Annotated in this window: 22 protein-coding genes; 14 read left to right on the top strand and 8 right to left on the bottom strand. The window is 44.7% G+C overall.

The window, feature by feature from the left end; genetic code table 11:
* Nucleotides 1-16 precede the first annotated feature (16 nt).
* Nucleotides 17-739: a dipeptidase PepE gene (gene pepE, locus ACXAGV_RS14370; RefSeq protein ID WP_474873838.1), complete on the top strand. Its 723-nt coding sequence runs from the start codon at nt 17-19 to the stop codon at nt 737-739.
* Here pepE and bioD read toward each other — a convergent pair.
* From bioD to bioB, 4 genes are read right to left on the bottom strand one after another with little or no spacing between them, the layout of a single operon-like run.
* On the bottom strand, nt 710-1,480 hold the full coding sequence (gene bioD / locus ACXAGV_RS14365; protein ID WP_474873837.1) for a dethiobiotin synthase: 771 nt from the start codon (nt 1,478-1,480) through the stop codon (nt 710-712). The two genes, pepE and bioD, sit on opposite strands and share 30 nt — an antisense overlap.
* Nucleotides 1,477-2,595, bottom strand: a complete 1,119-nt coding sequence (locus ACXAGV_RS14360; protein WP_474873836.1) for a methyltransferase domain-containing protein — start codon at nt 2,593-2,595, stop codon at nt 1,477-1,479. The genes bioD and ACXAGV_RS14360 overlap by 4 nt, the downstream gene beginning before the upstream one ends.
* 2 nt (nt 2,596-2,597) lie before the next feature.
* The gene (locus ACXAGV_RS14355; protein WP_474873835.1) at nt 2,598-3,959 is read right to left on the bottom strand and encodes an aminotransferase class I/II-fold pyridoxal phosphate-dependent enzyme; all 1,362 of its coding nucleotides are present in this window, start codon (nt 3,957-3,959) and stop codon (nt 2,598-2,600) included.
* A complete protein-coding gene (gene bioB / locus ACXAGV_RS14350; protein ID WP_014976059.1) occupies nt 3,959-5,083 on the bottom strand; it encodes a biotin synthase BioB in 1,125 nt (374 codons plus the stop codon). The genes ACXAGV_RS14355 and bioB overlap by 1 nt, the downstream gene beginning before the upstream one ends.
* Before the next feature lie 98 nt (nt 5,084-5,181).
* On the opposite strand from bioB, the gene bioA reads away from it, so the two are divergent.
* The 4 genes from bioA (at nt 5,182) to ACXAGV_RS14330 (ending at nt 9,111) form a co-directional block, all read left to right on the top strand.
* On the top strand, nt 5,182-6,447 hold the full coding sequence (bioA, locus tag ACXAGV_RS14345) for an adenosylmethionine--8-amino-7-oxononanoate transaminase (protein WP_474873857.1): 1,266 nt from the start codon (nt 5,182-5,184) through the stop codon (nt 6,445-6,447).
* A gap of 175 nt (nt 6,448-6,622) precedes the next feature.
* Nucleotides 6,623-7,144, top strand: a complete 522-nt coding sequence (locus tag ACXAGV_RS14340; protein ID WP_474873834.1) for a DUF2937 family protein — start codon at nt 6,623-6,625, stop codon at nt 7,142-7,144.
* A 142-nt stretch (nt 7,145-7,286) separates the two neighbouring features.
* Nucleotides 7,287-8,513 carry an ABC transporter substrate-binding protein gene (locus ACXAGV_RS14335; RefSeq protein ID WP_474873833.1) on the top strand — a complete coding sequence of 409 codons (1,227 nt, stop codon included), beginning with the start codon at nt 7,287-7,289 and terminating at the stop codon, nt 8,511-8,513.
* 316 nt (nt 8,514-8,829) lie between these two features.
* Nucleotides 8,830-9,111: a hypothetical protein gene (locus ACXAGV_RS14330; RefSeq protein WP_474873832.1), complete on the top strand. Its 282-nt coding sequence runs from the start codon at nt 8,830-8,832 to the stop codon at nt 9,109-9,111.
* 47 nt (nt 9,112-9,158) lie between these two features.
* Here ACXAGV_RS14330 and ACXAGV_RS14325 read toward each other — a convergent pair whose 3' ends face one another.
* Together ACXAGV_RS14325 and ACXAGV_RS14320 are read right to left on the bottom strand one after the other, a co-directional pair.
* Nucleotides 9,159-10,433 carry a GNAT family N-acetyltransferase/peptidase C39 family protein gene (locus ACXAGV_RS14325; RefSeq protein ID WP_474873831.1) on the bottom strand — a complete coding sequence of 425 codons (1,275 nt, stop codon included), beginning with the start codon at nt 10,431-10,433 and terminating at the stop codon, nt 9,159-9,161.
* Nucleotides 10,430-11,917: a RimK family protein gene (locus tag ACXAGV_RS14320; RefSeq protein ID WP_474873830.1), complete on the bottom strand. Its 1,488-nt coding sequence runs from the start codon at nt 11,915-11,917 to the stop codon at nt 10,430-10,432. Before ACXAGV_RS14320 ends, ACXAGV_RS14325 begins: the two co-directional genes overlap by 4 nt.
* A 252-nt stretch (nt 11,918-12,169) precedes the next feature.
* Between ACXAGV_RS14320 and ACXAGV_RS14315 the strand changes: the two genes are divergently transcribed.
* Entirely contained in the window at nt 12,170-13,138 is a 969-nt protein-coding gene (locus tag ACXAGV_RS14315) for a calcium/sodium antiporter (protein ID WP_474873829.1), read from the top strand.
* Nucleotides 13,139-13,237: 99 nt separating this feature from the next.
* Here ACXAGV_RS14315 and ACXAGV_RS14310 read toward each other — a convergent pair whose 3' ends face one another.
* A complete protein-coding gene (locus ACXAGV_RS14310; RefSeq protein ID WP_474873828.1) occupies nt 13,238-13,726 on the bottom strand; it encodes a hypothetical protein in 489 nt (162 codons plus the stop codon).
* Between the two features lie 324 nt (nt 13,727-14,050).
* Between ACXAGV_RS14310 and asnS the strand changes: the two genes are divergently transcribed.
* Complete coding sequence (gene asnS / locus ACXAGV_RS14305; RefSeq protein ID WP_474873827.1) at nt 14,051-15,448, top strand: asparagine--tRNA ligase; 1,398 nt, start codon at nt 14,051-14,053, stop codon at nt 15,446-15,448.
* A gap of 89 nt (nt 15,449-15,537) precedes the next feature.
* Here the strand turns inward: asnS and ACXAGV_RS14300 are convergent, their stop codons facing one another.
* A complete protein-coding gene (locus ACXAGV_RS14300) occupies nt 15,538-16,311 on the bottom strand; it encodes a hypothetical protein (protein WP_474873826.1) in 774 nt (257 codons plus the stop codon).
* Between the two features lie 413 nt (nt 16,312-16,724).
* Here ACXAGV_RS14300 and ACXAGV_RS14295 point away from each other — a divergent pair, with 413 nt between their 5' ends.
* The 7 genes from ACXAGV_RS14295 to ACXAGV_RS14265 all read left to right on the top strand — a co-directional run bounded on the left by ACXAGV_RS14295 (nt 16,725) and on the right by ACXAGV_RS14265 (nt 26,537).
* Nucleotides 16,725-17,867, top strand: a complete 1,143-nt coding sequence (locus ACXAGV_RS14295; RefSeq protein ID WP_474873825.1) for a paraquat-inducible protein A — start codon at nt 16,725-16,727, stop codon at nt 17,865-17,867.
* Entirely contained in the window at nt 17,864-19,516 is a 1,653-nt protein-coding gene (pqiB, locus tag ACXAGV_RS14290) for an intermembrane transport protein PqiB (protein ID WP_474873824.1), read from the top strand. The genes ACXAGV_RS14295 and pqiB overlap by 4 nt, the downstream gene beginning before the upstream one ends.
* 208 nt (nt 19,517-19,724) lie before the next feature.
* Entirely contained in the window at nt 19,725-20,324 is a 600-nt protein-coding gene (locus ACXAGV_RS14285) for a PqiC family protein (RefSeq protein WP_474873823.1), read from the top strand.
* A gap of 12 nt (nt 20,325-20,336) precedes the next feature.
* Nucleotides 20,337-21,464, top strand: a complete 1,128-nt coding sequence (locus ACXAGV_RS14280) for a sensor domain-containing diguanylate cyclase (protein WP_474873822.1) — start codon at nt 20,337-20,339, stop codon at nt 21,462-21,464.
* A 115-nt stretch (nt 21,465-21,579) separates the two neighbouring features.
* The gene (locus ACXAGV_RS14275) at nt 21,580-22,728 is read left to right on the top strand and encodes an efflux RND transporter periplasmic adaptor subunit (RefSeq protein WP_474873821.1); all 1,149 of its coding nucleotides are present in this window, start codon (nt 21,580-21,582) and stop codon (nt 22,726-22,728) included.
* 9 nt (nt 22,729-22,737) lie between these two features.
* Nucleotides 22,738-25,917, top strand: coding sequence for an efflux RND transporter permease subunit (locus ACXAGV_RS14270; protein ID WP_474873820.1), 3,180 nt, complete (start codon nt 22,738-22,740; stop codon nt 25,915-25,917).
* 131 nt (nt 25,918-26,048) lie between these two features.
* Nucleotides 26,049-26,537, top strand: coding sequence for an N-acetyltransferase family protein (locus ACXAGV_RS14265; RefSeq protein WP_474873819.1), 489 nt, complete (start codon nt 26,049-26,051; stop codon nt 26,535-26,537).
* The last annotated feature ends 4 nt before the right edge of the window (nt 26,538-26,541 follow it).

The raw sequence follows: 26,541 nt of genomic DNA, 5'->3' as shown, positions 1-26,541 counted from the left end.
AAATTGTGGAGTTAGTATGACCGCACATGTACTTATGCTAAGTAGCTCACGTCAAGGCGACGAGGCTTACTTAGAGCACGCTAGAGCACTTATTTTTGCACACTTAGGCGAAATTCGCGACCTTCTATTTGTTCCTTATGCCGCCGTCACTCAAACGTACGATAGCTATGTAGACGCCGTTGCTACCGCACTGCCAGAGTGCAAGGTTACCGGGCTACATTCCGTTGAAGATCCGGTTGCCGCTGTAAATGACGCAAAGAAAAACGGCCAAGCCATTGTTGTAGGCGGTGGAAACACCTTTCACCTGCTTTCTACCCTTTATGCAAACGCACTTATTGTGCCACTAAAGCACGCCATCGCCGATTGCACGCCTTATATTGGCTGGAGCGCAGGTTCGAATATTTGTGGTCAATCAATTAGAACCACTAATGACATGCCCATTATCGAGCCACCTAGCTTTGATGCACTAGATATCGTGCCGTTTCAGTTAAACCCGCACTACACCGATTATCAGCCGCCGGGCCACAATGGTGAAACCCGCGACCAACGTTTGGCAGAGTTCACCACGCTAAACCCTACCATACCAGTAGTTGCTATTCGCGAGGGCACAGCGCTGCGCCTTACTAATAATCAACTTACCCTAGTGGGTGAAAAAGACGGCTTTATCTTTCTAGGTGAAGAAAAAACGCCAATTCATTCAGGTGATGATTTAACTTATTTGCTTGATAGCGGCAAATAACGCCTCATCGTTGGGCGCTACCTGGTAGGGAATTTCTGCCAGTAGCGGCTCGGGTAACATGGCTTTAAGAGAATGAAGATTTTCTTGATATCGCGTCATGTTACCTGTGATGTCGTTCGCAACCCACCCTTTGATAGTAAGTCCATCAGCGCGAATTGCTTCTGCGGTTAATAGCGCATGGTTCAAGCAACCTAAGCGCATGCCTACAACTAGAATCACATCCATTTGGAGTGTTTTCACAACATCAGAAAGGTAGTAAGTAGGCGTATACTCATCGCCTACGATTAGTGGTAAACGCCACCCTCCTGCGCCTTCCATTAACAGAAGATCGGGTTGATATGCATGCAGTTCATCAAGCCCTGTTGCAATCTCGTCAAACGTTAACGCAACACCTTCTTCAAGGGCAGCAATATGTGGTGCAATAGCCGGCTTTAATGCATTTGGGTTTATTTGATGTAAAGGAAGTGTCTGTCCACTTTCTTCGTTGTTTTCATTTGCGCTTTTTAGCTCGTTATTGTCTGTAATTTTAATGGCTTTATTTGCGCGTATTTTGGAGCACGCTTTCTGAATATTTAGCGCATCTTCGTTAACCCACTCGCCGTTTATCTGTTCGCATCCGGCTGCAATAGGCTTGTAGCCAATGGCGCTTAACGACGCTTTTTGCGCAGCCTTTAGCAGTTGGCAGGTAACGTAGGTTTTCCCTACTTCGGTGTCGGTACCAGTAATGAAATACTGCTTCATCGTTTTTCCAATCTAAAATGACTTACGCGGTAGGTAAGCGGTAACTTACTTTCTACACCGCTCATATTGCTGTAAGCCATGGCTAATTTTTTAATATCTCGACGGGTGAGCGGCGGTTGTTTTTGGCCGGTCTCTCCTGCCCCCACCCCTTTCACAGAGCGTAATAGCGACATAATATCGCAGTGAGTATCGACATAATCTTTAGTAATCACCCGCTGCAAAGAAAGGCCCGACTGCTTGAAGCCATTTACCCATTGTGCGGTTGTTGGCATATAGGTTTCAGCCTGTGGAAGCTGCGCTACTTTGCGCGCCGTTTTAAGCTCACTAAATGAACCCGCCACCATAATCGCCAGCTCGGCAATACCACTTTTTTTAAGCACTCGCGCTATCTCATTAGCAACAAGCCCAGTATCGCTAACCCACTGAAGCGCCATAGATGAAAATACGGTTGAAAATTGGCTATCACAGAAAGGCAAGTCAACAGCACTACCTTCTACAAAAATGGGGTCAGAGTACATTTTTCTGGCCTGCGCCAACATGCCCTCGGCAATGTCTACGCCAGTTGCAGCTGCACCTTTATTTGCAAGGGTTTGGGTATGAATGCCAGTACCACAGCCAATATCAAGAGCCGTACCCCGTAGTTCTATAGGTAAGTTCGATAAAGCCTGCTTAGCAATAATGCGCTGAACACCCGCAATACTGTTGTACTGCACAGCCGCTTTTGAAAAGCGATGTGCCACGTTCTGCTCATTAATTGTTGAAGCAGTATCATCGCGTTCAGCTTTTGCAGAGCCTTCAGCTGGAATATAGCCCTCAGCTTTAACATCGCCTTCAGCTGTAATAGAGCCGTCAACTGTAACATAGCTCTCAGTCTTAGCGTTTTCCTCAGCATTCAAATGTGCCACAGCTTTGGAGGAACTATCAGAAGGGTAAGCAGTGTTAACTGTGAGAGCCCCTTTAGCGTTAGTCGCTCTCTCAGATTCAAAAGATGTCTCGGACGAAAAAGCCCCGTTTGCCTTAAAAGCCGCCTGTGCCGCGTCGCACGACAGCTTACCGTCGAAGAGACTTCTCGATTCTGCCGACATAGCAGCTTTTATAGCGGGACTTAGTGACATCGTTACATCTCTTTTTTACTTACAGAGTCAGGAGTACTCACAGCGCTGTCTGACTCTTTTTCTACTGAAGTCTCACTTAACAAAAAATTATTAAGTGAAAGTTCTAGCGCATCAAGCAATACGTCAATATCTTGTGATGTATGATTTGACGTAAGCGTTATGCGCAGCCTGTCTTGGTTTTTCGGGACAGTAGGCTGCCTGATAGCTGTTGCCCAAATGCCGCGCTGTTTTAGCCCTTCACTTAGTGCAATTGCACGTTCTGGGCTACCAACAATAATGGGCTGAATCGCGCTTTGCGATTGCCCCAAAGTGATTTCAATTGGTGCTTTGTCTTTCTCGCTTGAATTGAGTGTCTGTCCAAAACGTTTTTGAAACGACTCTCTGAAATAGGTGATATTGGTTTGTAGCGTCTCACGGCGGGCAGTATCACTAGCGATATGTGTAAGAGAGTACAAGGTCGCGACCGCTTGCGCTGGCGGCATGGCAGTGGAATACACGTAGTGCTTCGAAAAATTCACCAGATAATCAATTAGGGTTTGGCTTCCCGCAATAAAGGCACCTGCCGTGCCCACTGCTTTGCCAAATGTTCCCATAACAATAGGCGCTTGTTGCTGGCTTAAGTTTAGAGCTTCTGCTGTGCCGAAGCCGTTTTCACCCAATACACCCATACCGTGTGCATCGTCTAACATGAACCATGCATTATATTTAGCGGCCAGTTCAGCGATACCTTCGCAAGGCGCTACGTCACCGTCCATACTAAACACACCTTCACTGGCAATCAGAATGTCTTGCTGGTTTGCATCAGAATCACCAACCGCATCGGATAACTGGCTGTGACAAACGTTTGATAGCAGGCTCTCTAAATGACTTAGGTCGTTATGCTTGAAACGGCGAAGCTTAGCGCTGTCAGATACACACTGTGCCCCCTCTAAAAACGAAGCGTGCATGAGCTTGTCGGCAATAATATGACCCGCACTCGCGCTTTTATTATGGTGAGTCATGTGAGGAAAAAGTGCCATGCACAGTGCCTGATTGGCGGCAAAGCCAGAGTTAAACAACAGCGCAGCTTCTCGGTTTAACCCATCGGCAACGTAGGCTTCTAGCGCCAAATGAGCCTGCGTGTGCCCAGTTACCAAAGGCGATGCACCACTGCCACCACCAAATTGCGCTAGCCCCTCAACCCAACTTTGCAATACACCCTCATGCTGGCGCATGCCTAGGTAGTCATTGCTTGAAAAATTAAGGTAGTGCTCACCGTTAATACAAATAATGCTGTCTTTTTCGTATTGTTGGCAGTGGCGCTGGCGCAGCAAGCCTTGCCCGGCACGCGCGCTCAGCGAATCGTCTAACCAGTGAAAGGCCATTACGCCTCCGTTAAATGCTGTTTCTTTGGCGCTACCTTAGGCTTGGTTGCATCAATAAACAAGTCGTTACTGTCGTCAGCTTGTTCTTGTTGCTGGGCAATTTCTTCTTCTAACACTTGTTGATGTGCTTCGTCTGAGTAATCCCTTGTACGCTCAGTATTAATACCAAGCTTTTTGAACAACATTACGTCTTCATGGGTATCTGGATTTGACGTGGTTAGCAGCTTGCAGCCATAGAAAATAGAGTTCGCGCCTGCCATAAAACAAAGCGCCTGCATCTGTTCATTCATGGCTTCACGGCCTGCCGACAACCGCACATGTGACTTAGGCATCATAATACGGGCAACGGCAATAGTGCGGATAAACTCAAAATAGTCCAAGTCTTCTACGCTATCGAGTGGCGTACCTTTTACTTTAACCAACATGTTAATAGGTACACTTTGAGGCTGCTCAGGAAGGTTGGCTAATTGCACTAACATACTAGCGCGATCGCTCACCGTTTCTCCCATGCCAACAATTCCCCCAGAGCAAACGTTCATACCTGCAGCACGCACATTCTCTAACGTATTCAGTCGGTCTTGGTAAGTACGGGTCGTGATAATATCGCCGTAGTATTCCGGAGAGGTATCAAGGTTGTGATTATAATAATCAAGGCCCGCTTGCTTTAAGGCCACAGCTTGATCGCGGGTTAACATACCCAACGTCATGCAGGTTTCTAAACCTAAGCTTTTCACTTCTTCAACCATTTTCAAAATGTAAGGCATGTCTCTATCACGTGGATTTCTCCAAGCAGCCCCCATACAAAAACGGGTAGAGCCTACTTGCTTTGCTTCTTTCGCACGCTGAATGACCTTTTCAATTTCCAGTAATCGTTCTTTTTCAAGGCCCGTATCATACCGAGCACTTTGCGGGCAGTACTTACAGTCTTCAGGGCAAGCACCGGTTTTAATCGACAAAAGCGTGCTAACCTGCACTTCATTCGGATTAAAATGCTGTCTATGCACTACTTGGGCATTAAACAGTAAGTCGTTAAATGGCATGGCAAACAAAGCTTCGACTTCGGCTTTGGTCCAATCGTTTCGAATAGTTGTCGTTTGCGCAGAAGGCGCACTAGCCAGCGTCATTGACTGTCCTTTACTAATTATTATTGCTGGCTTAGTCTATGCCCCAATATCGAGTTGTCAACTCTGACCAATTTAAAACCTTTACCAATGGTTATTTTGTGAACAATATAGAATTTGATAAACAACACATTTGGCACCCGTATACCTCGGCGGTAACCCCCCTTCCCTGCTATGAAGTAGTTGGTGCAAAAGGTGCTGAGCTTACCTTAGCCACCGGTGAAGTATTAGTCGACGGCATGTCTAGCTGGTGGGCAGCTATTCACGGCTACAACCACCCTGTGCTCAACGATGCTGCGCACAAGCAAATCGACGAATTCTCTCACGTTATGTTTGGCGGTATCACCCACCAGCCGGCGGTGGATTTGTGTAAATCGTTACTTAACATGGTGCCAGCAGGTTTAGAGCGTGTATTTTTAGCAGACTCTGGCTCAGTGTCTGTTGAAGTAGCGATAAAGATGGCTATTCAATATTGGGCATGTCAAGGGCGCTCAGAGAAGTCACGCATTGTTGCACCGCGCAATGGCTACCATGGCGACACCTTTGCCGCAATGAGCGTGTGCGATCCCGTCAACGGCATGCACAGTTTATTTGAAGGCGTGCTAAGCAAGCAGATTTTTGCGCCTGCCCCTCAAACTCGCTTTGGGCAAACGTTTAGCGAAGATGACATTCTTCCGCTTGAAGAGATTTTCGAAAAACATCACCACACTATGGCTGCCCTTATCCTAGAACCTGTTGTTCAAGGCGCGGGAGGCATGCGTATTTATCACCCCGAATACTTAAAGCGCTGCCGACAGCTTTGCGATACCTACGACGTTCTTTTAATTTGCGATGAAATTGCTACAGGCTTCGGTCGTACAGGTAAGCTCTTCGCTTGTGAACATGCGGGTATCTCGCCTGACATCATGTGTTTAGGCAAGGCGATCACCGGTGGCTATATGACCCTTGCCGCTACTTTGTGTACCGAAGATGTCGCGCTAGGAGTTTGCCAAGGGGAGCCTGGAGTATTTATGCACGGCCCCACATATATGGGGAACCCGCTAGCTTGCGCGGTGGCCAATGCTAGTCTGTCGCTAATTAACAAAAATCAATGGCAGCAACAAGTTCCTGCTATTGAGAAACAATTACAAGCCGAGTTGGCAAAATGTGCAGACTTGCCGCGAGTCGCTGACGTAAGGGTGTTAGGTGCTATAGGGGTAGTTGAAACGGTAAATCCCGTCAATGTAGCCGAAATTCAACGCCATTTTGTGAAACATGGCGTGTGGATACGGCCATTCGGGAAATTGGTATACATTATGCCTCCTTACATTATATCTTCCGAGCAGTTAAGTAAGCTGACCCATGCGATTTACACAGCCTTGAAATAGTGTGTGAGATTGTTACGCTAACTATCTTCTTGCTGGGTGAAATATGAGTTTTGGACGACCAGTTGACGTCGGATGGCCCGAGGGTTGATGTTAGTTTTGCTATAGAGTGAACATTCAACTTTAAAGCGGGTCACTAGTTAAATCATTAATGCAGAGTGTTTATAGCGAGATTTGAATGATAGTACGTGTTTTAGATAAAGTTGTATTTGCAATTTTGTTTATCATTACACTACAAGTCCCTATTTTGGCGGATCATTATCGTCAATACCTCAATGGTTATTATGATGCACTGAGAGATGAGGTGTCTAGCTCATCAGCGCTCGCTAAACAGCATGGTTTCTCATCCGTTGAAGCCATGCTTGAAAGCTTACAGAAAAACAGTGAGCCAGTTGTGCGAGAGAATGCCTCGATGAAAGCCACACGTTTCGCGCAGATCACCACTTTAGAGCAAGGCATGAGGAAGCTAAAGCACGGTCATTACTTTGAAAAACTTGTGTTTATGGCCTCGCCTACTCAATATGGTACGTTAAAGCGCGTGTTAGATAATTTCAGCCCTTCGGTACCTCTCACGCCTTCGTCAATTGTGTTTAGCCTTGTTACCGCTATCTTACTTAATCTGTTAATTTGGACGCCGCACTTTTGTTATTGTCAGGTCAAGAAAATCAAACACAAACCCAAGCGATACGCTTATAAATAGTGCGGTGTATACATAGAGCTTCAAACTGTAGAGACTAAAGTTTAATAGTGACAAAACAAAACTCGTTATAGTGTTTCAGAGGTTTTGCAATTTTTGTCGTTAAATGCGAACACGAAATTGCAGGTGTAAAATAGGGAACATTATGATGAAGCGCTTTTGGGGTTTATTAGCTTACTGCGGAGTAATTGCAGTGAGTTATGCTGAGCAGCTCAATGTAGGCGTATCCGTATCAACAAGCGCACAACGAGAAGCCTTCTATACCTTGGCGCACGATTTTGAGTTGCGTTACCCAACTGCTGAAGTGAAATTTACGGCTTTAAGTAGCGAAGAGTATAAGCGTGCTTTTCCCAATATGCTGTCAGATGATAAGCGCTTTGATGTTTTATACTGGCATGCTGGTCAACGCCTGTTTAATTTCATCGAAAAAGACTTAGTGTTACCCATCGATGATTTGTGGCTAGAAAGCAACTTAGACGCCGCGTTTGACAAAAACGTAATGCAAAACCTCAGTTACAATGGTCGCTACTTTGCAGTGCCCATTTCCTATTATCAAATCGGCTTTTATTATTCAAAAGACGTGTTCGAGCGCTTATCACTACCCGAGCCCACAACGTGGCAGGAGTTTATAAACGCTTGTAAAATTATAAAGGCGAATGACCTACCTCCCATTTTCATTGGAACCAAAAGTAATTGGCCCGCCACGGCGTGGTTTGACTATTTAAATCTGCGATTGCACGGTCTTGATTTTCAAAAGAAGCTAACAAGAGGAGAGATAGCGTTTAGTGATGAACGTGTTAGATCCACCCTGAGTTTCTTAAATGATTTAAGAAAAAACGGATACTTCATCGAAGACCACGATACTTTGGAGTGGAGAGTAAGCTTACCTCTGTTATCAAGAGGCTTAGTGGGTATGTCGCTTATCGGAAATTATGTCATTCAAGAAATAAGGCCAGATATGCGCTCGCGCATTGGCTTTTTTCCTTTCCCTGAAATAAGCCAAACTATCCCTAGATATGAAGAAGCACCAACTGACGTGCTGATTATTCCCAAGCGCGCGAAGAACATTTCATTAGCCAGAAAGTTTTTAGCTTTTGCGGCAAGCCACTCAGTTCAAACCAAATTAAATGAAAAACTAGGTGTTATATCTCCACATAAATTAGCGCAGAAGCAAACGGCTCCACTTACTCAAGAGGCCTATTTAGCACTTTCGTCTGCTGATGGCTTTTCACAGTTTTTCGATCGTGACGCTGACGAAGCGTTTGCCGCCGCCGTAATGCCTATTCTTGATGAGTTTATGGTAAATGGCGATATGCACAACACCATTACAGCGTTAGAGCAGGCTCGCAAAGAGACTTCACTATTACCCTAGTACAAGGAACACGAACCTCGTATTCTCTCTTCTTTATTTCATGTAATTTATTAGAACCGTACCCTCATCGCCTTTTCAACTCAGTCTTAATTACCACTGCAATTCGCGGATATAACAATTTCTACTCCCCCGCTTTTAGTCATAAACCTTCCAATATCAGTCCTCAACTTTTTATTGAACGTGGCATCAATAATGCAACACCTATAGTGAAGTTAAGTGAGAAAGATTCGTTTATTGTATTTCTTAAACCAATGAAAACCAATAAATCACAATTTATCAGACACTTAATACAGAATTATTAAACGGAGATACTATTATGCCAACAGATGCACAATTATTAATCGGGAAAGTGTTGCAAATAAAAGACAAAATTATTGCAAAACGCCATTGTATTCCAAGCGACTTAGAGGCGGAGTGGAACACACTAAACAAGCAAACTGCATGTTTTGAAAGTGAAGCGCTCTATAAAAGTGCAGTGAAAGGCCAAGAAATGAATAAGCATATTGATTATTCAGGTTCGGTGAAAGAGCTGTCTCAATTAGTAAAGCAGCTCAAAACATTAAATAAAAAGGTTAACGTTATTCAAGTGCACCATTAAGGCCTTAGGCATTGATTTATGCCCTAGGCCCTAGCTCCAAACTTGTATTACTTTTTCTTTTTAAGGAGGACCAATGTTCTTACTTTACGCGTGCCATAACTCGCAAGCCTTAGAAAATCTTCGCGGGCGACCGGAATGTGCTGATACTCGACAGGCTGCCCCTCACTCGCATCTGGATCGTGCAGGTAATAGCAGTGGTGATCGCAGCTAGTCACCGCAACCCAATGGGGAACCTTTTTCTTATCAAATGCGTACGTACTGATTAAGCACAACACTGCTCCGCCAGCTTTAAGTGTTTGATCGATAATATCGACTCGCCAGTCAGAGATTTCAACTGAAATACCCTTTCTACGAGCCTCTGTCATAAACTGCGACTCAACATTTTCGACTATGGCTTTCTTGTTAGTATCTCTAACACCATCAACGAAAAGCGGGACATCCTGATTAATGATCACTTTTGCTGCATAGCCTTCGTTTACCGCAGCGAGAGCTAAGCCCACAGGGTGACAGCCACCATGGCCTGACATCATAAATATCGTGGTAGCGGTACGCCACAACGATAGTTCTTTTTCCTGTGTCATTTCATAGCGATTGTTTAACGCACACATTGCCATCATTAATGCAGACGGACCGCAGGTAAAATCTGTCGTCTGTTGGTACCACGGGTAAACCTCTGGCTTAACCGACTTACTCGACACCAATACTTTTTGCATACGCAATGCATCGGTGTGATCGTCGTAGTAATCGGTATACATGCCGAACTGGCTAAATCCTAACTTTTTATATAAAGCAATGGCGCCAGCATTACCTACTGCCACTTCCAGGCGCATAAATCGCTTTCCCCGCAACAGCGCCCGCTCCCCCAAGCTATTTATAAGCTTTTCAGCAACACCAAGCCCTCGCGCTTCGGGCAGCACCGCAATAGAATACAGTCTGGTAAGTTGTGTTCCGCGGCGCAGCAGTAACAGTCCGTAGCCTTCAATGCTATTTACACCTTCATTATTTTTATTGAAGTTTGAGCCTGAACCCGACGGCTCACGCTCGGCCACAATGAGCTCTGCGTGTTGGGCATCAATGTAAAATTTGAAACGACTTTTGCTGAGCCTATCGGTGGTAAAGCAAGTTTGCTCGATGTGCTGCAGCGAAGCAAGGTCGTGTAATGTCGCCACACGCAGCACTATATTCGACTGCGTAGAAGCCGCTCGGGCACTTTTTGTCGTTATAGTATTCGGCGCACCTTCAGCCAGGCCATGTGCACCATTTGCGCTTTCCTGTGGACTTGCATCATTCACTTCAATTACTCGCTCAGCCGATGTGATCATCGCCCTCTTTGCTCCAGCCTGTCAGCAAATTCCTGCATAATCAGTTCGTACAGTTCTTTGCCTAAATATTTATCTTCGACACCCGAGTCGATACTTGGGTTGTCGTTTACTTCAATTACATAAACTGCACTGCCGGTTTGCTTGATGTCTACACCATACAAGCCGTCACCCACCGCTTTAGCGGCCTTTATAGCAGCTTGTAACACCGGCTTAGGCACTTCAAATGTTGGCATTGTGGCAAATCCACCCGAGGAGAATCTATCGCCCTGGTGGTTGTATATCTGCCAGTGGTTGCGCACCATAAAGTACTGACAAGCGTAAATAGGTTTGCCACCTAACACACCGATTCGCCAGTCGAACTCAGTGAATATATATTCCTGAACCAAAACAAGCGCCGATTCAGCCAGCATTTGTTCTAAACGCGTTTTTAACGCCTCTTTATTTTCAGCTTTGTGCACACCGCGAGAAAACGAACTTTCTGGCAGCTTTAAAACTAGTGGCAAACCAAAATCGGCAATGAGTTTTTCGCATACTTCATCGGATGCACTCGATACAAAGGTCGCTTTTGGCGCTGGCACTTTCTGATAAGCAAACGCGTCCTGCAGGTACACCTTATTACAACAGCGCAAAATTGACTGTGTATCGTCCATGACCACGATGCCTTCTCGCTCTGCGGCACGGGCCAAGCGATAAGTATGGTGGTCAATCGCGGTGGTTTCGCGAATGAATAATGCATCATAGTGCCCCAATTCTTCTTGCGATAGTCGACTCACCACATCTGCGCGAAAGCCCACTTTTTCAGCTGCTTTCACGAAGTTTTTAATGGCGCGCTCATCACTTGGCGGCGTGCTCTCTTCTGGGTTAACCAAAATAGCCATATCCCAACGAGTACGTTTGCTCGTTTTACCGGTTTTCCATTGGATTTTGGTATGTGCTTCTAATTGCTCAATGAAACGCACTTGTTGCTTGGCGTTTAAGTCTTTAAACGCTTTTGCCTGCACGCTTGCAAAGCCCTCAATTTGCACTTTACCCGTAGCTTTAGGCGACACTTTCGTATCGGTAACCGTCGGGCTTAACACCAAAACTGGATATGGGTACTTTTCAAACGCCTGGCGGGCCAAACGCTTAAAGCGCTGATCTTTCACTTCACCGAAAAGTACTAATAAAGGTTCATCAGTTATTTCCGTATTGTCTTGAGATACCGACAAAGAGAATACGATGCGATCGATACTTTTCTCTTCAGCCATACGCAAATCGTTGATGGTATTTACTGAAGGCAATACAGAGTGATTACGTGCTTGGGCCAAAAGTGAACAATAGTAGCCCTCACTTAAATAACGCGTGGTATCGCAAATATTAATAACGCGTGTTTTGGGCTCGTTCAACTTTGGAAACTCAGCAAGGTAGTCTTGAAAAGTCAGCACGGTTAAAGCTGTGTTACAGAAAGGAGTAACATCATCAGTAACAATCAGTGTATTGTGCATGTAATTCGCTTCTAAATAGTGTGTTGTCAGTTACAATTAAGGTCGCGTTTGTTTAAGTTACAAACTCGATTAAAGTCGCGCTGAGTTTACGCTTTACTCGCCATTTGCATAGCATTATCAGCACGGCTTTTTTTCATCGTTAAGACAACAAAAACTTATGTGCATTTGAATAGGTTGAAGCTACTTTTATTTATAAGGTTTGCCTACACATTGAGGTAACCACGCAAGACACGAAGGGTTTAAGGAGAACATATGCTATTGGCCAGCTTGGCTATTTTAATTGGGTTGCCGGTTCTACTATGGAGCGCAGGGAAATTTGTTGGTGGTGCCGCATCGGTAGCTAATCATTTTGGTGTCTCCCCGCTGCTCATCGGTATGCTCATTATTGGGTTTGGTACATCTGCCCCCGAGATTATTGTGTCCATATTTGCTGCAGTCCAAGGCAACTCCGGGATAGCGCTCGGTAACGCTTACGGCTCTAATATCGCCAATATCCTCTTAATTCTTGGCCTTACCGCAATTATTAGCCCAATTGCAGTTAAATCAGAAATTATCAAAAAAGAACTACCTGTTTTACTTGGTATTACTTTCTTTGCAGCATGGCAAGTATGGGACTTGAATGTTTCGAAAGATGATGCATTTTCTTTACTGGGTCTGTTTGTGCTTCTGCTTTCTTGGAGTATTTATCACGGCATGAAAGGCGATAAAGACGCCCTTGCCGATGAATACGATGAAGAGATTAACAGCAACGAAGGTACAGTAAAAACCCACGTAATGTGGTTGATTGCGGGGCTTTTATTGCTAGTTGCGAGCTCGCGCATGCTGGTATGGGGCGCAGTAGAAGTCGCCACCTTCTTTGGTGTTAGCGATACTATTATCGGATTGACCGTTATTGCAATTGGTACCTCTTTACCAGAACTCGCGTCTTCGCTGATGGCGGTGAAGAAAGGCGAACACGATTTAGCTATTGGTAACGTCATTGGATCTAACATGTTCAACACTTTAGCTGTAGTGGGCATTGCAGGCACTATTCAGCCAATGACTGTGGGGTCGGAGTTCTTATTCCGTGACGTTATGGTGATGTTCGCATCAACCATTGCGCTGTTCATTTTCTGTATTGGCATTAAACGTCAAGGCCGCTTAAACCGCTTGGAAGGTGGCGCATTCGTGCTTGCATATGTAGCCTATACTTACTGGCTTATCCAAGCTTCTTTCATTTAAATTGATGAATAATCGTCACTCGTACGGCTAACTTTTAACCTCTCACTTGATAATACACCTTCCGCGGAATTATCAAGTGGGGCTATGTTATTTCCCCGTCTATAGTCCCAGTGTCGTGGCTAATGTAACCAAGCTAATAACCGCGATGGCGAACAGAATAATCAGATTTACGCCAAAACTATCCGACCGACGTCGATTTCGCCTTGCCCGCATAATAATGCTGATCAACGTTACCACTAAACATACCTGCAACATGATGGTCATGGCTGATAGATGGCTTTCAGACCAACTGGTATCCCCTTCTATTCCCCAATATTGCTGTACCCCACTAATAAAATCGGGGCGCGCATAGTGAAATAGAATGAGTACGACAACCATGCCTACCCAGCCAACAATGTTTAGTGCCAGCATGACCTTATAAAAGGGCGTTTGAGAACGAGGCGTTGAGCGTCTCTCGGCAAGTTGCTCATACGTCATAGTACGTCTCTCATTTTCAGTATCGCTTGAACGATTAGCGTCGCTTTGCGAAGCACTTGGTTCTTGCTCTTGCTGGGGCACTGATGTGCTTGAATCATTTTTATTTCCCATTTGTCACTCTGTTCTCTGGCATCCCGCTTTATGTTGGGTATACTAGCGTGCTATTGGATTGTATTTCATTGGTTATTTTTACAACACCAAACCATGTTTCGATCTGCAACTTGCTAATAGTAACGCTAAACGTTTTAAAAAAAGCGGTGATGAGAAGCAAAGGGCTTTCACAGATCCTATTTACTTATCGGCATGGCAATCCAAAAACATTGACCATAAAACAAATTTTAGTGCATTTTATCATTCATAGTTGAATGCACTGTGTTGTTGAAAATGACTCAATAGTAAGCAACAACATAAAATTAGTAAGACGGAGAAATTAACATGACGCATGCGCCCGTAGTTGACGTACTTAAAGGTAAGTACGCCGTTGGCGAATCGGTAACCGTAAAGGGTTGGGTAAGAACACGCCGCGACTCTAAAGCGGGGTTATCATTTATTGCACTACACGATGGTAGTTGCTTCGATCCTGTACAAGTTATTGCGCTAAATTCTCTGTCAAATTATGCCGATATCCAGCGCCTTACTGCTGGTTGTTCATTGTCGGTAACTGGTACAGTGAAAGAGTCGCAAGGTCAGGGTCAAGCATTGGAAATTGATGCTACCGAGGTAGAGATTGTCGGTTTGGTTGAAAACCCTGATACTTACCCAATGGCAGCAAAACGCCACAGCATTGAATACCTACGTGAATACGCGCACCTGCGCCCGCGTACCAATGTTATTGGTGCGGTTACTCGTGTACGTAACTGTTTGTCTCAGGCTATTCACCGCTTTTTCCATGAGAAAGGTTACTACTGGATCTCTACGCCAATTTTAACGGCTAGCGATACAGAAGGAGCAGGTGAAATGTTCCGCGTATCAACCCTTGATATGATGAACCTTCCGCTAGACGACAAAGGCAATGTTGACTATTCAGAAGATTTCTTCGGCAAAGAAACCTACCTTACGGTATCAGGTCAGCTTAACGTTGAAACTTACTGTACAGCTATGTCTAAGGTGTACACCTTCGGCCCTACGTTCCGTGCAGAGAACTCAAACACGTCTCGCCACCTTGCCGAGTTTTGGATGATTGAGCCTGAAGTGGCCTTTGCTGAGCTTAAAGACGTAGCACAGCTTGCTGAAGACATGCTGAAGTATGTGTGTAAAGCGGTACTAGAAGAGCTACCTGATGATATGGCATTTTTCGCCCAGCGCATCAAAAAAGATGCGGTTGAGCGTTTAGAAAAGTTAGTAAGCTCTGACTTTGTTCGTATGGACTACACTGACGCTATCGAAATTCTGCAGAACTGCGGCAAAGAATTCGAATTCCCTGTTGAATGGGGTATCGATTTATCTTCTGAACATGAGCGCTATCTTGCAGAAGAGCACGTTGGTGCGCCAATTATCATGCAGAACTACCCGAAAGATATTAAAGCGTTCTACATGCGCATTAACGACGACGGCAAAACCGTTGCAGCAATGGACGTACTAGCGCCAGGCATCGGTGAAATCATCGGTGGTTCACAGCGTGAAGAACGCCTAGATGTTTTCGATGCACGCCTTGACGAAATGGGACTATCGAAAGAGGACTACTCATGGTATCGCGACCTACGCCGCTACGGCACTGTACCTCACTCAGGTTTCGGTCTAGGTTTCGAACGTCTTGTTGCATACGTAACCGGCATGCAAAACGTACGTGACGTTATCCCATTCCCACGTACACCGGGTAACGCTAGCTTCTAAGCAGTTGTTCGCTAAATTTAAAAGCCCGCATGTAGATTGCTACAAGCGGGCTTTTTTACTTCTTGAACCATTATTATCTCAGCGCTAGTTTACGGACTCACTGAATTTCCAATTGCAGCAGAGCGACAAGGTTCAACCGTGTAAATAAATCCCTCTTCCACTTCATCTGTCTTTACAATCTGCAAAATTTCGTAATCGTTAAGCTCTATAACGCGGGTTCCCTCAGGATGAGCACAGCGTGAAAGTGAGTCGGCTTCAAACTCATAAATGAAGTAGGCCAAGGCGCGTCTTTGTGACTTTTTGTAATCAACACTCTTTTGTTTTGCGTTAGTCAGTAGCGTGGTTAAATCTTTTTCTAACTCAGAAATATCTTCCGCCTGTTCCTTAGTAAGTTGCGCTTCACCATTTTCAAGCTCATTTTCCGTTACGTTTTCTATGCTTATTAAAGGGTTAGCACTTTCACTACTAAATTCAGAGAGTAGCCCAACTTGCCCAGCTAAAACTCCCAACTGCAGCGCCACGCCCAGTGTCCATGCTAGCCTTGCCAATGTGGTAGAGGTAGCAAACCGATAGTGTTTTGGATGCCAAAACCGCGCAACGCCAAACGGCTTCAATAACAGTAAGAAAAACAGATAGAAGATAATAAGAAGCATACCACCCACGAGCCCTAACATGGTGGTAACAAAGAACCAGCTTGGCACCATAAGAATAAGCGCAAAATTGTGACTGTAGGGCAAGGCGTTTGCTGATACGCCAGTTATACTATTCACCAACCCACTTGCAGAGGCCAGTGCAAAGTTTGCGATGATTGCGTATACAAACAGAATCACAGCTTTACCTGGTAAGCTGTTCCATAGTGTCATGAACCTGGGCCATGTCTCGCTAACAATGCCCGTAAGTGCAAAACCAAACATTATTGCTTCAAACAGTCTACTTTCTATGTTCAGAAATATTTGCAACAAAAGCATGCTGGTTGCTAAAAAATAACATCGCTGAGCAAAGGTAATACTCATCCAAAAACGCAAAAAACCAACACGCCTTTTCAGGAGTAAACGACTTACCTGCTTCTTAGTTTTTCCATATACACTGCGAATTTCGTTTGCTTTTTCCATCATTCTATCGTCAATTATTGTTGTTATACGCTTAAATAAGATCGGCTATGCTTCCCGACATGCTCGCAATAAGCTATGCTGTTGATACCGAAAATCAACGGGTTATATCTCTAGGCTGCTATCTATCATACAACGAGCATACAAAAAGTGGCGTGCAAAAGTATATGGCTGAATCAAATACGTTATCTATAGTTTGTGAGCAATGCCATACTCAGGTACACATTCCCGCCCTAGCACACAGGCAACGGGCCGTGTGCCCAGTATGTAACCACACACTAATATCTCATCGCGATGGCGCAAGCGAAAAGTTGCTCGCTTATACCTTCAGTGCTTTGATTTTTTTATTGCTCTCACTACCTTTTAATTTCCTGACATTCAAAGCGAGCGGACAAAAGCACAGTATCGATCTACCCACTGGGATAACCGTACTGCTCGAACACGACTACTTGTCGTTAGCGATAATAACCAGTTTAGCCACTTTACTGCTACCCGGTATGGTATTGGCAGGCCTGTTATTGCTTTCTTTAGCTCAAATTCAAAACCGTCGCCCTTTTTACTTACCTCGCCTTTACAAGCTAGTAAAAGCGCTTTTGCCTTGGAGCATGGCTGAAATTTTTCTTGTGGGTACCTTGGTCAGTCTTATTAAAATTACCGAGTTGGCCGATGTTTCTATCGGCCTGTCTTTCTACGCCTTTGTAGGCTTCTCAGCATTTACTGCGCTTTGTATATCACAATTTGATACCACACGTTACGCCATGTGGATGTCACAAGGGCAACCTCCGCAACCTAAACCACTTTGCGAAACACAAGCAAAAGCAAGTATTCAGCGAACCTGGGCGCTGTTATTAACCGCTTGTATTTTGTATATTCCTGCTAACGTACTGCCAATTATGTATACTGAATTTTTTGGCCAAGAAACACCAAACACCATTATTGGCGGGGTGATTTCGCTGTGGGAATCGGGGTCGTACCCTGTTGCATTGATCATTTTAGTTGCCAGTGTGGTAGTGCCTGTTGCAAAAATAATTATTCTTGCTTGGCTCAATTTTTCCGTACAACGTGAGAAAACCACTTCAAAACAATTACGTATACGTTATTACCGCATCACCGAAGCGATAGGCCGCTGGTCGATGATAGACGTTTTTGTTGTGGCAGTACTGGTGTCTCTTATTCAAATGGGCAACACCATGTCTATTTATCCGGGCCAAGCGGCACTTGCCTTTTGTGCCGTAGTATTTGTAACAATGATAGCCGCGATGACGTTTGATTCGAGGCTTATTTGGCAGCAGTGGAAGCAATTACCATGACCACAAACGATCCAAACATTAATGAGGCAAAGGTAAAGCCAACCTCATCCATTTCTCGCATTTGGATTATTCCAATCCTCGTAATCGTTATTGGCGGATGGATGGTCTATTACCAATGGAAAAACCAAGGCCCGCTTATCACCATAGAGCTTCAGTCAGCAACAGGTATTGAAATCAATAAGACTCCGATTAAGGTGCGCGACTTAGATATTGGCCAAGTGAAAAAAATAACGTTAAAGCCTGATCTCGACGGGGTACTTGTTACTGCAAGAATCGATGCTAGCGCTTCTCATCTGCTAAATGAAAATGCGAAGTTTTGGGTTGTGGCTCCCCGTATAAGCTTTTCAGAGGTATCTGGACTCAACACGCTTTTATCTGGCAGCTATATTGCGATGTCGGCTCATGATAAAGGTGAAGAGCGCCTTCATTTTACCGCGCTTGAGCGGCCACCTGTTACGCCTCCTGGCACGCCCGGGCTACATGTTATGCTAAAAAGTGACGACGAATTTGCCTACAAGCCTGGCGACCCTATTATCTATAAAGGGTTTAAAGTTGGCGAATTTGAAGATGCCACCTTCAATATTGAAGAGCGTGTTGTGTATTACGATGCTTTTATAGAAGCGCCCTACCACAAGCTCATTACCAACACGACGCGCTTTTGGGATGTTAGTGGTGTTAAATTATTATTGGAATCGAGCGGTGTTAGCGTTGAAACAGGCAGCTTAGAAACCCTTTTGGCCAATGGCATCACCTTTGGCATTCCCGAAGGCGTTCCAAAGGGTGAACAAGTCCTCGACAATGCCTTCTTTACTATTTATGGCGACAGCACGGCTGCCTCAGATGCACGCTACAAAGTCGCCGCAGAATATTTGTTACTTATTGATGAAAGTGTACGGGGGCTCACCGTTGGCGCACCGGTTGAGTACAGAGGTATCGAAATTGGTAACGTCACTGCAATTAACTCCTTTCCTGCCGTTGAAGGCAATATTTTGGAGCGGGATTACCCAATACCTGTTCTTATCAATATTTATCCTGGAAAAGCACGACAGCCCGATACAGAAGAAGGGCTCAGCGCCATAAAGCAAACGATAAGAAACTGGCTAGAGAGAGACCTTCGTGCGTCGCTTCGCATGGGTAATGTGTTAACGGGTGGTCTGTATGTTGACTTACAGCATGTGCCAGATGCCGACAGTAACAGTGAGATAGCAGTAATAAACAACTATGAAGTGATCCCTACTGTTAGTAACGAATTCACGCAGTTAACACAAAAAGCCGACGCTATCCTAGATAAGATAAATCAGCTTCCGCTTAAGGAAATGGTCGAAAATGTTCAACTTGCCGTTGAGGATATGCGTTTAGCGGCAGAGTCAGTTGAAACCGCAAGCAGTGACTTTGACCTTCTGATTGAAGACATTGATGCCAAAGCGCTCAACAGCAATCTAAATCAAGTGCTTGTGAGTCTTGATGGCTTGCTCAAAAACTACAGCGAAGGTGGATTTAATCAATCGGAGATAAAAGAAACCGTTGATGCCCTTCAAGAAACAATGCGAAATATACAACCGTTGCTATTGAAACTGAATCAATCGCCTAATAGCTTAATTTTTTCACAGGATAGCGAAGCGGATGTTCAACCTAAAGCTAGAAATTAGAGATATGCGTTTTTTCAAGTTTGAAAGTTAATACAGCTTACTTGGCATAGAAAATGCTATAAAGCTTAAAAAAACACACTTTACATATCTGTTAATTTTCACAATATGCCAATGCTTAATTGCGCTATGGTCTAATGTGAAAGATTGTGAATACAGTGTAAATTATTACCAGTACATCCGCCGTTCAAGGATGAAGGACTCAAATCGAATGATAATGCAGTTTATATCAGGCTTGGCTTTTCTAAGAAAACAGGCGTTACAAGTTAGTGTATTAGTACTTACATTTCTGTTAATACAGGGGTGTACCTCTTCACCTACCTCACTTAATTACTATTTGCTTCACTCAACCGATAGCATGCCCTTGATGCATAGCGCTGCCAAAAAAGTCATTATTTTAGATAAAATAACCCTGCCGGAGTATTTAAAGCACAGAGGGTTAGTGTACCAAACGAGTGACACCAATTTGCACATTTCAACTCGTCATTTGTGGGCCGAGCCAGTGGAAGAAGGCGTAACAAAAGTGCTTACAAGCGCATTGGCCGATAAAAAAATATCACTTAATCGCGGGGACCAATATCTTAACGAAGAGTCAACCCACTTATCTTTACACATTGAGGATTTTATTAGTACCTATGAGGGCGACGTCGTATTCTCTGGTCAGTATACAATTAGCAGCACAGCGAACGGTACCTCTATTCATCCCTTCAAATTCAACGCAACAATAGAAAGTGACGGGTTTTCATCAAGTATTAAAGCCATGAGAAACGCGATGACTCAATTGGCTCAACACGTTGACCAGGCCCTTTAACACTTTACAGCTATGCTTAGTATTTTAAAGCAATATGTATTGAGCGGTGTAAGTCGCCACTACAAAGACGAAACCAACAGACGCATCATGGTTGTCAACTTATTCGCCGCTGTGGGTATGTCTATTACGTTTATTCTGGGTTGTAGAGCGTTCTTCGCAGCTGAACATTCTCTTTCAACAATCCTTTTCACCGCCAGCGTCGCTTTCGCCATATCTCAGCGATTGCAGGTACGTGTTGCAACGCCACGCGCGCGCACGGCCTCCATAACCTTATTAATCCTTTGCCTAATGGTGCTCACGTTATTGCTACTCATAACGGGCGGTAAAGATAACACAGGGCCTTTGTGGATATATTTAGTTCCCCCTGTCACCATGTTTTTTGCTGGGTTTATTCGCGGATTATTCTCACTTATCGCGTTCACCGTAGTGAGCGCAATCGTCATGTTCGGGTTTGATGAGGCTATACTGATTACCCAATACACCTACGCATTTAAAACAAGGCTGCTCTATTCATTTATGACAGTCTCCTTTCTATCTGCTTTTTACGAGTATAGCCGCCAAAAAAGTTACGATACTGCACTGTTCTTAAGCGAACAATTTGAGCGTCAGGCAAAACATGATCACCTTACTCAATTATTGAACAGGCGCGGTGCACAACAATGCCTGGAGCGAGAATACGCCAGAGTTGTGCGCAACAAGAGCAAGTTTTCAATCGCTATTGCCGATATTGACCGTTTTAAACGTATTAATGACACCTTGGGTCACGAGCAGGGTGACGAAGTACTGGTACAAATATCTAAAGTGTTCACCTCCCGTCTTCGCAAGCAAGACATAATTGCGCGGTGGGGTGGTGAAGAGTTTATGTTTATATTTAATGACACTGATGAAACAGGTGCTGTGCAGGCACTAGAGCAAATAAGAGAAACATTAAATCAAGCTCCCCTTAATATTAACGGCAGTGAATTTCACGTAACAAGCAGCTTTGGCGTAAGTGAGGTTACACCGGGTACTGATATCTCCTGCGCTATACGGTGTGCTGACAAGGCGCTGTACTACGCCAAGGATAATGGCAGGGACCAAGTTTGTAGTATCTCGAGCATCCCCCCTTCTCCTCTTTCCGAACAGCGAACTTCGTTTTAACGATCTATCTCTCTTTACACAAAATTGACTCACGTTTAGTTACATTTGCGCTGTATTACTGAAACACTTTAGCGCTACACTATGCTTGGTATTCGTTATAAAAGTAGATCAAGCCATGAAATGGATGAAAGTTGCATTACCTATTGGTGTCTTACTGGTAGGTTATTTAGGAATGAAAGGAATCGAAGCGTCTGCTTCTGACAGCGCCATAACAGAGGAAGTTGATACTCGCCCAACCGTCACTATTGAAGCGTTATCGCCAGAAGACGTGCGCGTACAACTCACTTCCTATGGCGAAATCATGCCTCTTGAAACCACAAATCTTGCTGCGCAAGTATCGGGTGAAGTTGAGAGGTGGAACCCTAAATTTGTAAGCGGTGGCTTAATAAGGCGTGGCGAAGTCCTTTTTGAAATAGAAGCTGATGCGTATGAGGCAGCGCTTCTATTGGCAGAAGCAAACTTAGCGAGTGCACAAGCTCAGTTAATTCAAGAAGAAGCGCAAGCAGATGTGGCGGCAAAGGAAGCGAAAACAATGCCTAATGCACGGGTTACCGATTTGTACCTTCGCAAACCACAAGTAATGAGCGCAAAGGCAGCGCTTAAATCTGCAGAAGCTCAACTAAAAATAGCAAAGCGCGATTTAGATAACTGTAAAGTAAAAGCCCCATACGATGCGCTTATTGTCTCAAGAGACATCAGCACAGGTGACTATGTGACTCAGGGTTCACCTGTCGCAGTCCTTAATAACATAGAGTATGCCGAAGTCACTTTCCCTATTGCCGGGTTCGACCGCGTTTTTCTTTCGGATAGTACAATAGGAAGTGAAATTGCCATCGAAGTCGATGACATTCAGGGCGCTACGGTAAAAGGCACCATCCACCGAGATACCGGCGTTGTAGACAACACCACGCGCATGAGTTATTTCGTGGCACGCATTGAAGACCCCTATGCAATTAACTCATCTAAACCTATCGTTAAATTTGGTTCGTACAGCACGATAGCTTTTGAAGGTAAAACGTTAAGTGACGTATACCGTGTACCACAGGAGTTGGTAACCAATCGCATGCTGTGGACCCTTGACGATGAAGACCGGTTGAAATCTCATAAAGTTGAGGTTGTCCGTGAAGAAAATGGCGACTTCCTCATTCAGGGTGACTTCAATGCGAATAAAGTAGTGATGAGTCTACCTGAATACCCGCAGAACGGGATGCCTGTGAAGGTTATTGAGACCACAGCTGAAATCGTGACAGCACAAGCTAATTAAGGAGCTGTCATGGAAAATCATAACGATACGCAAAGCGGCATTATTTCTTGGTTTGCAAGAAACTCAGTAGCAGCCAACCTTTTGATGTTCTTCATTATAGTCATGGGTATTGCCAGCTACTTTACTATTCAGCGGCAGATGTTTCCTAACATCGAAATTAATTACATTACCGTTGAAGCGAACTACCCTGGCGCGTCTCCGCAAGAAATTGAAGAAAGTATCTTCATAAAAGTAGAAGAAGCGGTGAAAGACATCACTGAAATCAAGCGTACTGTATCTAGAGCATTTCGTGGTGGCGGTGCAGTCACCTTAGAAATTGATACTAAAGCTGAGCTTACTGATGTTCTAGACAAGGTCAAACTTCGCGTAGACAACATTGCAACCTTTCCAGCTGGCATGGAGCCAGTAAACGTTTCGCAAGTAGAGTTCCAGCAGCAAGTTATTGAAATGCCCATTGTTGGCGACTTACCGCTGTCCGAGCTTAAAGTACTGGCAAAAGAAGTCGAAGATGAACTACTTCAACTTGGCTCTATATCTTTGGTGGAAGCCAATACACCCGATGATGAAATTGCTATCGAAATAAAGCCCGATACGCTAAGAAAGTACGGCTTGAGTATTGCCGATGTGACGCAGGCTATTAATAGTTATTCAGCGAATATCTCTGCAGGCCAGCTAAGAACTAACGCCGGTATCGTGTCGGTGCGGGTTGAAAACCAATATTACAGCGGTGACGAGTTCAAACAAATCCCCATTAAAATTGGCGCAGGTGGCGCTAAAGTTACCCTAGGTGATGTTGCCTATATTAATGACGGGTTTGTCGAAGGCGAACGCTACTTTAAATACAACGGTATGAACGCCATCTACATTGCCGTTAAAGCCACTAAAACCCAAAACACGATTCCTGTAGCTGAAACGGTAAAAGCCTATATCGACCAAAGAAATGAGACCCTTCCTCAGGGCGTCAGTTTAGAAGTATTGGTGGATATGACTTACTACCTTAACGCACGCCTTGACATGATGTTGTCAAACCTTGTTCAAGGGTCTGTACTCGTTGCGTTTATGCTTACGCTTTTCCTACGTTTTCGATTGGCGCTATGGGTTATGGTCGGCCTACCGGTATGTTTCTTAGGCGCCATGATGTTAATGCCTGTTTTTGGGGTGAGCATCAATATTCTCTCGCTCTTCGCGTTTATCATGGTGCTGGGCATTGTGGTTGATGACGCCATAGTTATTGGAGAAAGCGCCTATACCGAAATTGAAAGCAAAGGCGGCGGCGTTGATAACGTGGTGCGCGGTGCTAAGCGCGTGGCAACCCCTGCTACCTTCGGTGTATTAACTACCATTGCGGTGTTTGCTCCTTTTACACTTAGCAGCGGCCCTGAAGGTGCATTTTTCTATAACATCGCTGTAGTAGTTATTTTGTGTTTGGCGTTTAGTTTAATTGAGTCAAAACTCATCTTGCCTGCGCATTTAGCCCACACCAAGTTCTCTCCGGTGCGCAAAGACAGCTGGCGAGCACGCTTTAACCGAGGCTTCTTTGCATTCGTGAATGGTCCATACAAGCGTACAGTTACAAAAGCTATTGAGTGGCGCTGGGCAGTACTCATGATGTTCGTAGCCATGCTGATGCTTAGCATGGGACTGATTGGGGCAAACTATGTGCGTATGGTGCCGAACCCTAAAGTGCCTCACGACTTTCCTAGCGTTAGAATAGAGATGAATGAGAATGTCTCAGATCTTGCAACCATCAATGCACTTAAAATTGTTGAGCAAACTATTTTAGATGTGGAAGAGCAAATCATTGATGAGTTTGGTCAAGGCATGATTCGTGATCGTCTCGCCTTCAACGAAGACAGCAATGAAGGGCGTATACTCACACCGCTAGTTAATGAGGAAGACCGCCCTATCGACACTTTTGAGCTTGCACGTCGTTGGCGCGAAGCCATTCCTGAAATTAGCGGCATGAAGTCGTTTACCGTTATTGACGATGTAAACGGTGATGGTGACGATGGAGAGTTTGGCTACTTACTATTTGGGCCAGACATAAACACGCTAAACGCTGCAGGCCTTAAATTCATTGAAATGCTGCAGCAGCAAGAAGGCCTATTTGACGTAAGCTCAACGATCGATCCACCAAGCAAAGAAGTACAAATGACCTTGCTACCGGTTGCCTACGATTTAGGACTTACTCTTTCTAATATCGCCTCTCAGGTTGGTGCAGGCTTTTACGGTGGCGAAGCACAGCGAGTTATCCGCAACGGTGAAGAAGTTAGGGTTATGGTTCGCTACCCTGAGCTTACCCGCGAACGTTTTGCTGACTTGAAGTACTCTTTAATCAAAACACCTAACGGCCAAGAAGTCATGCTTGGTGACGTGGTTGCATTAGAAGAGAAGCCAGGAATTAGCTACATTCGCCGAGAAGGTGGTTACCGCAGTGTTTATATCTGGGGCAACATTGATGAAGAAAAAGTTGAACCTAATGAGGTCGTTACTGAAATTCAGGACAAGCTACTGCCTCAACTTAAAGAGTCGTTCCCATCGGTGATGACTGAGCTTGGCGGTGATATTGAAGAGCAGCAAGCACAACAAAACGAGCAAATACTCTTCTTCCTTGCGGCTATGATCATGGTGTATATCCTTTTAGCTGTTCCGCTTAAAAGCTATGGGCAACCCCTTATCATTATGTCGGTTATTCCATTTAGCTTTACCGGTGCAGTGTTTGGCCACTTTGCTCTAGGCTTAGACCTATCTATGATGTCTAACTTTGGCCTTATTGCAGCAGCTGGGGTTGTTATCAACGACTCGCTGGTTATGACTGATTTTGTGAATCAGCGCCGTGCACAAGGTTACAGCATTAAAGAAGCCGTGACTGAGGCCGGCACTGCGCGCTTTAGGGCAATTACGTTAACCTCAATTACTACGTTTGTGGGCGTACTGCCAATTATGTTTGAAACCAGCCTGCAAGCAGCATTTGTAGTACCTATGGCTGCTGCGCTCGGCTTTGCAGTGCTTTATGCAACTTTGGTAACACTCATATTGGTACCTTGTTTGTACTTGATACTGCTAGACTTGCGTGGTCCTTTCTCGTTCATAAAAAGAAAAGTATTACGTAGAAAGTCTAGTCGCGATTTACAGAGCAATAGCGCAAATCAAACCCATACACCTCAGCCTGCGGGCCCGCTTGACTAGCGGTTAACAGAAAACCGACTAGCGGATAGCACTACACTATGTAGCCGTTCAGTTAGTGTTATGAGCGCACTTTACTTTTAAAAATGAGCCTTCAAGGCTCATTTTTTCGAACCTATTGAAAGGAAAACACTATGAACAACGCAATTTCAATAAGACCTGCAACGCCTGACGATATTTCACAAATTCGCCAATTCATTCAAGAACTCGCTATTTACGAAAAAGCAGAGCACGAAGTAGAAGCTTCTGAAGAGGCGCTTCTAAAAACACTATTTGGCGAAGGTGCTACCGCCCACTGTGTTATTTGCGAGAATAACGATGCCCCTATTGGCTTTGCCGTTTACTTCTTTAACTACTCAACGTGGCAGGGCCGTAACGGGCTTTATCTTGAAGACCTATATGTTTCGCCGAAATCTCGAGGCTTAGGTGCGGGTAAAGCGCTGCTGCAACATTTAGCAAAAACAGCGGTAGAAAACGACTGTGGGCGTTTTGAGTGGAGTGTTTTAGATTGGAATAAACCTGCTATCGACTTTTATGAATCATTAGGCGCGAAGCCCAAGAATGAATGGCTAGGCTATCGCATGGATGGACAGACACTTATCGACTTCGCAAAACAGAGTTAACGCT

Source organism: Alteromonas sp. ABH4_453 (assembly GCF_056160665.1).
Note: the sequence above shows the minus strand (reverse complement) of the source record. Positions and strands in the feature narration are given on the sequence as shown.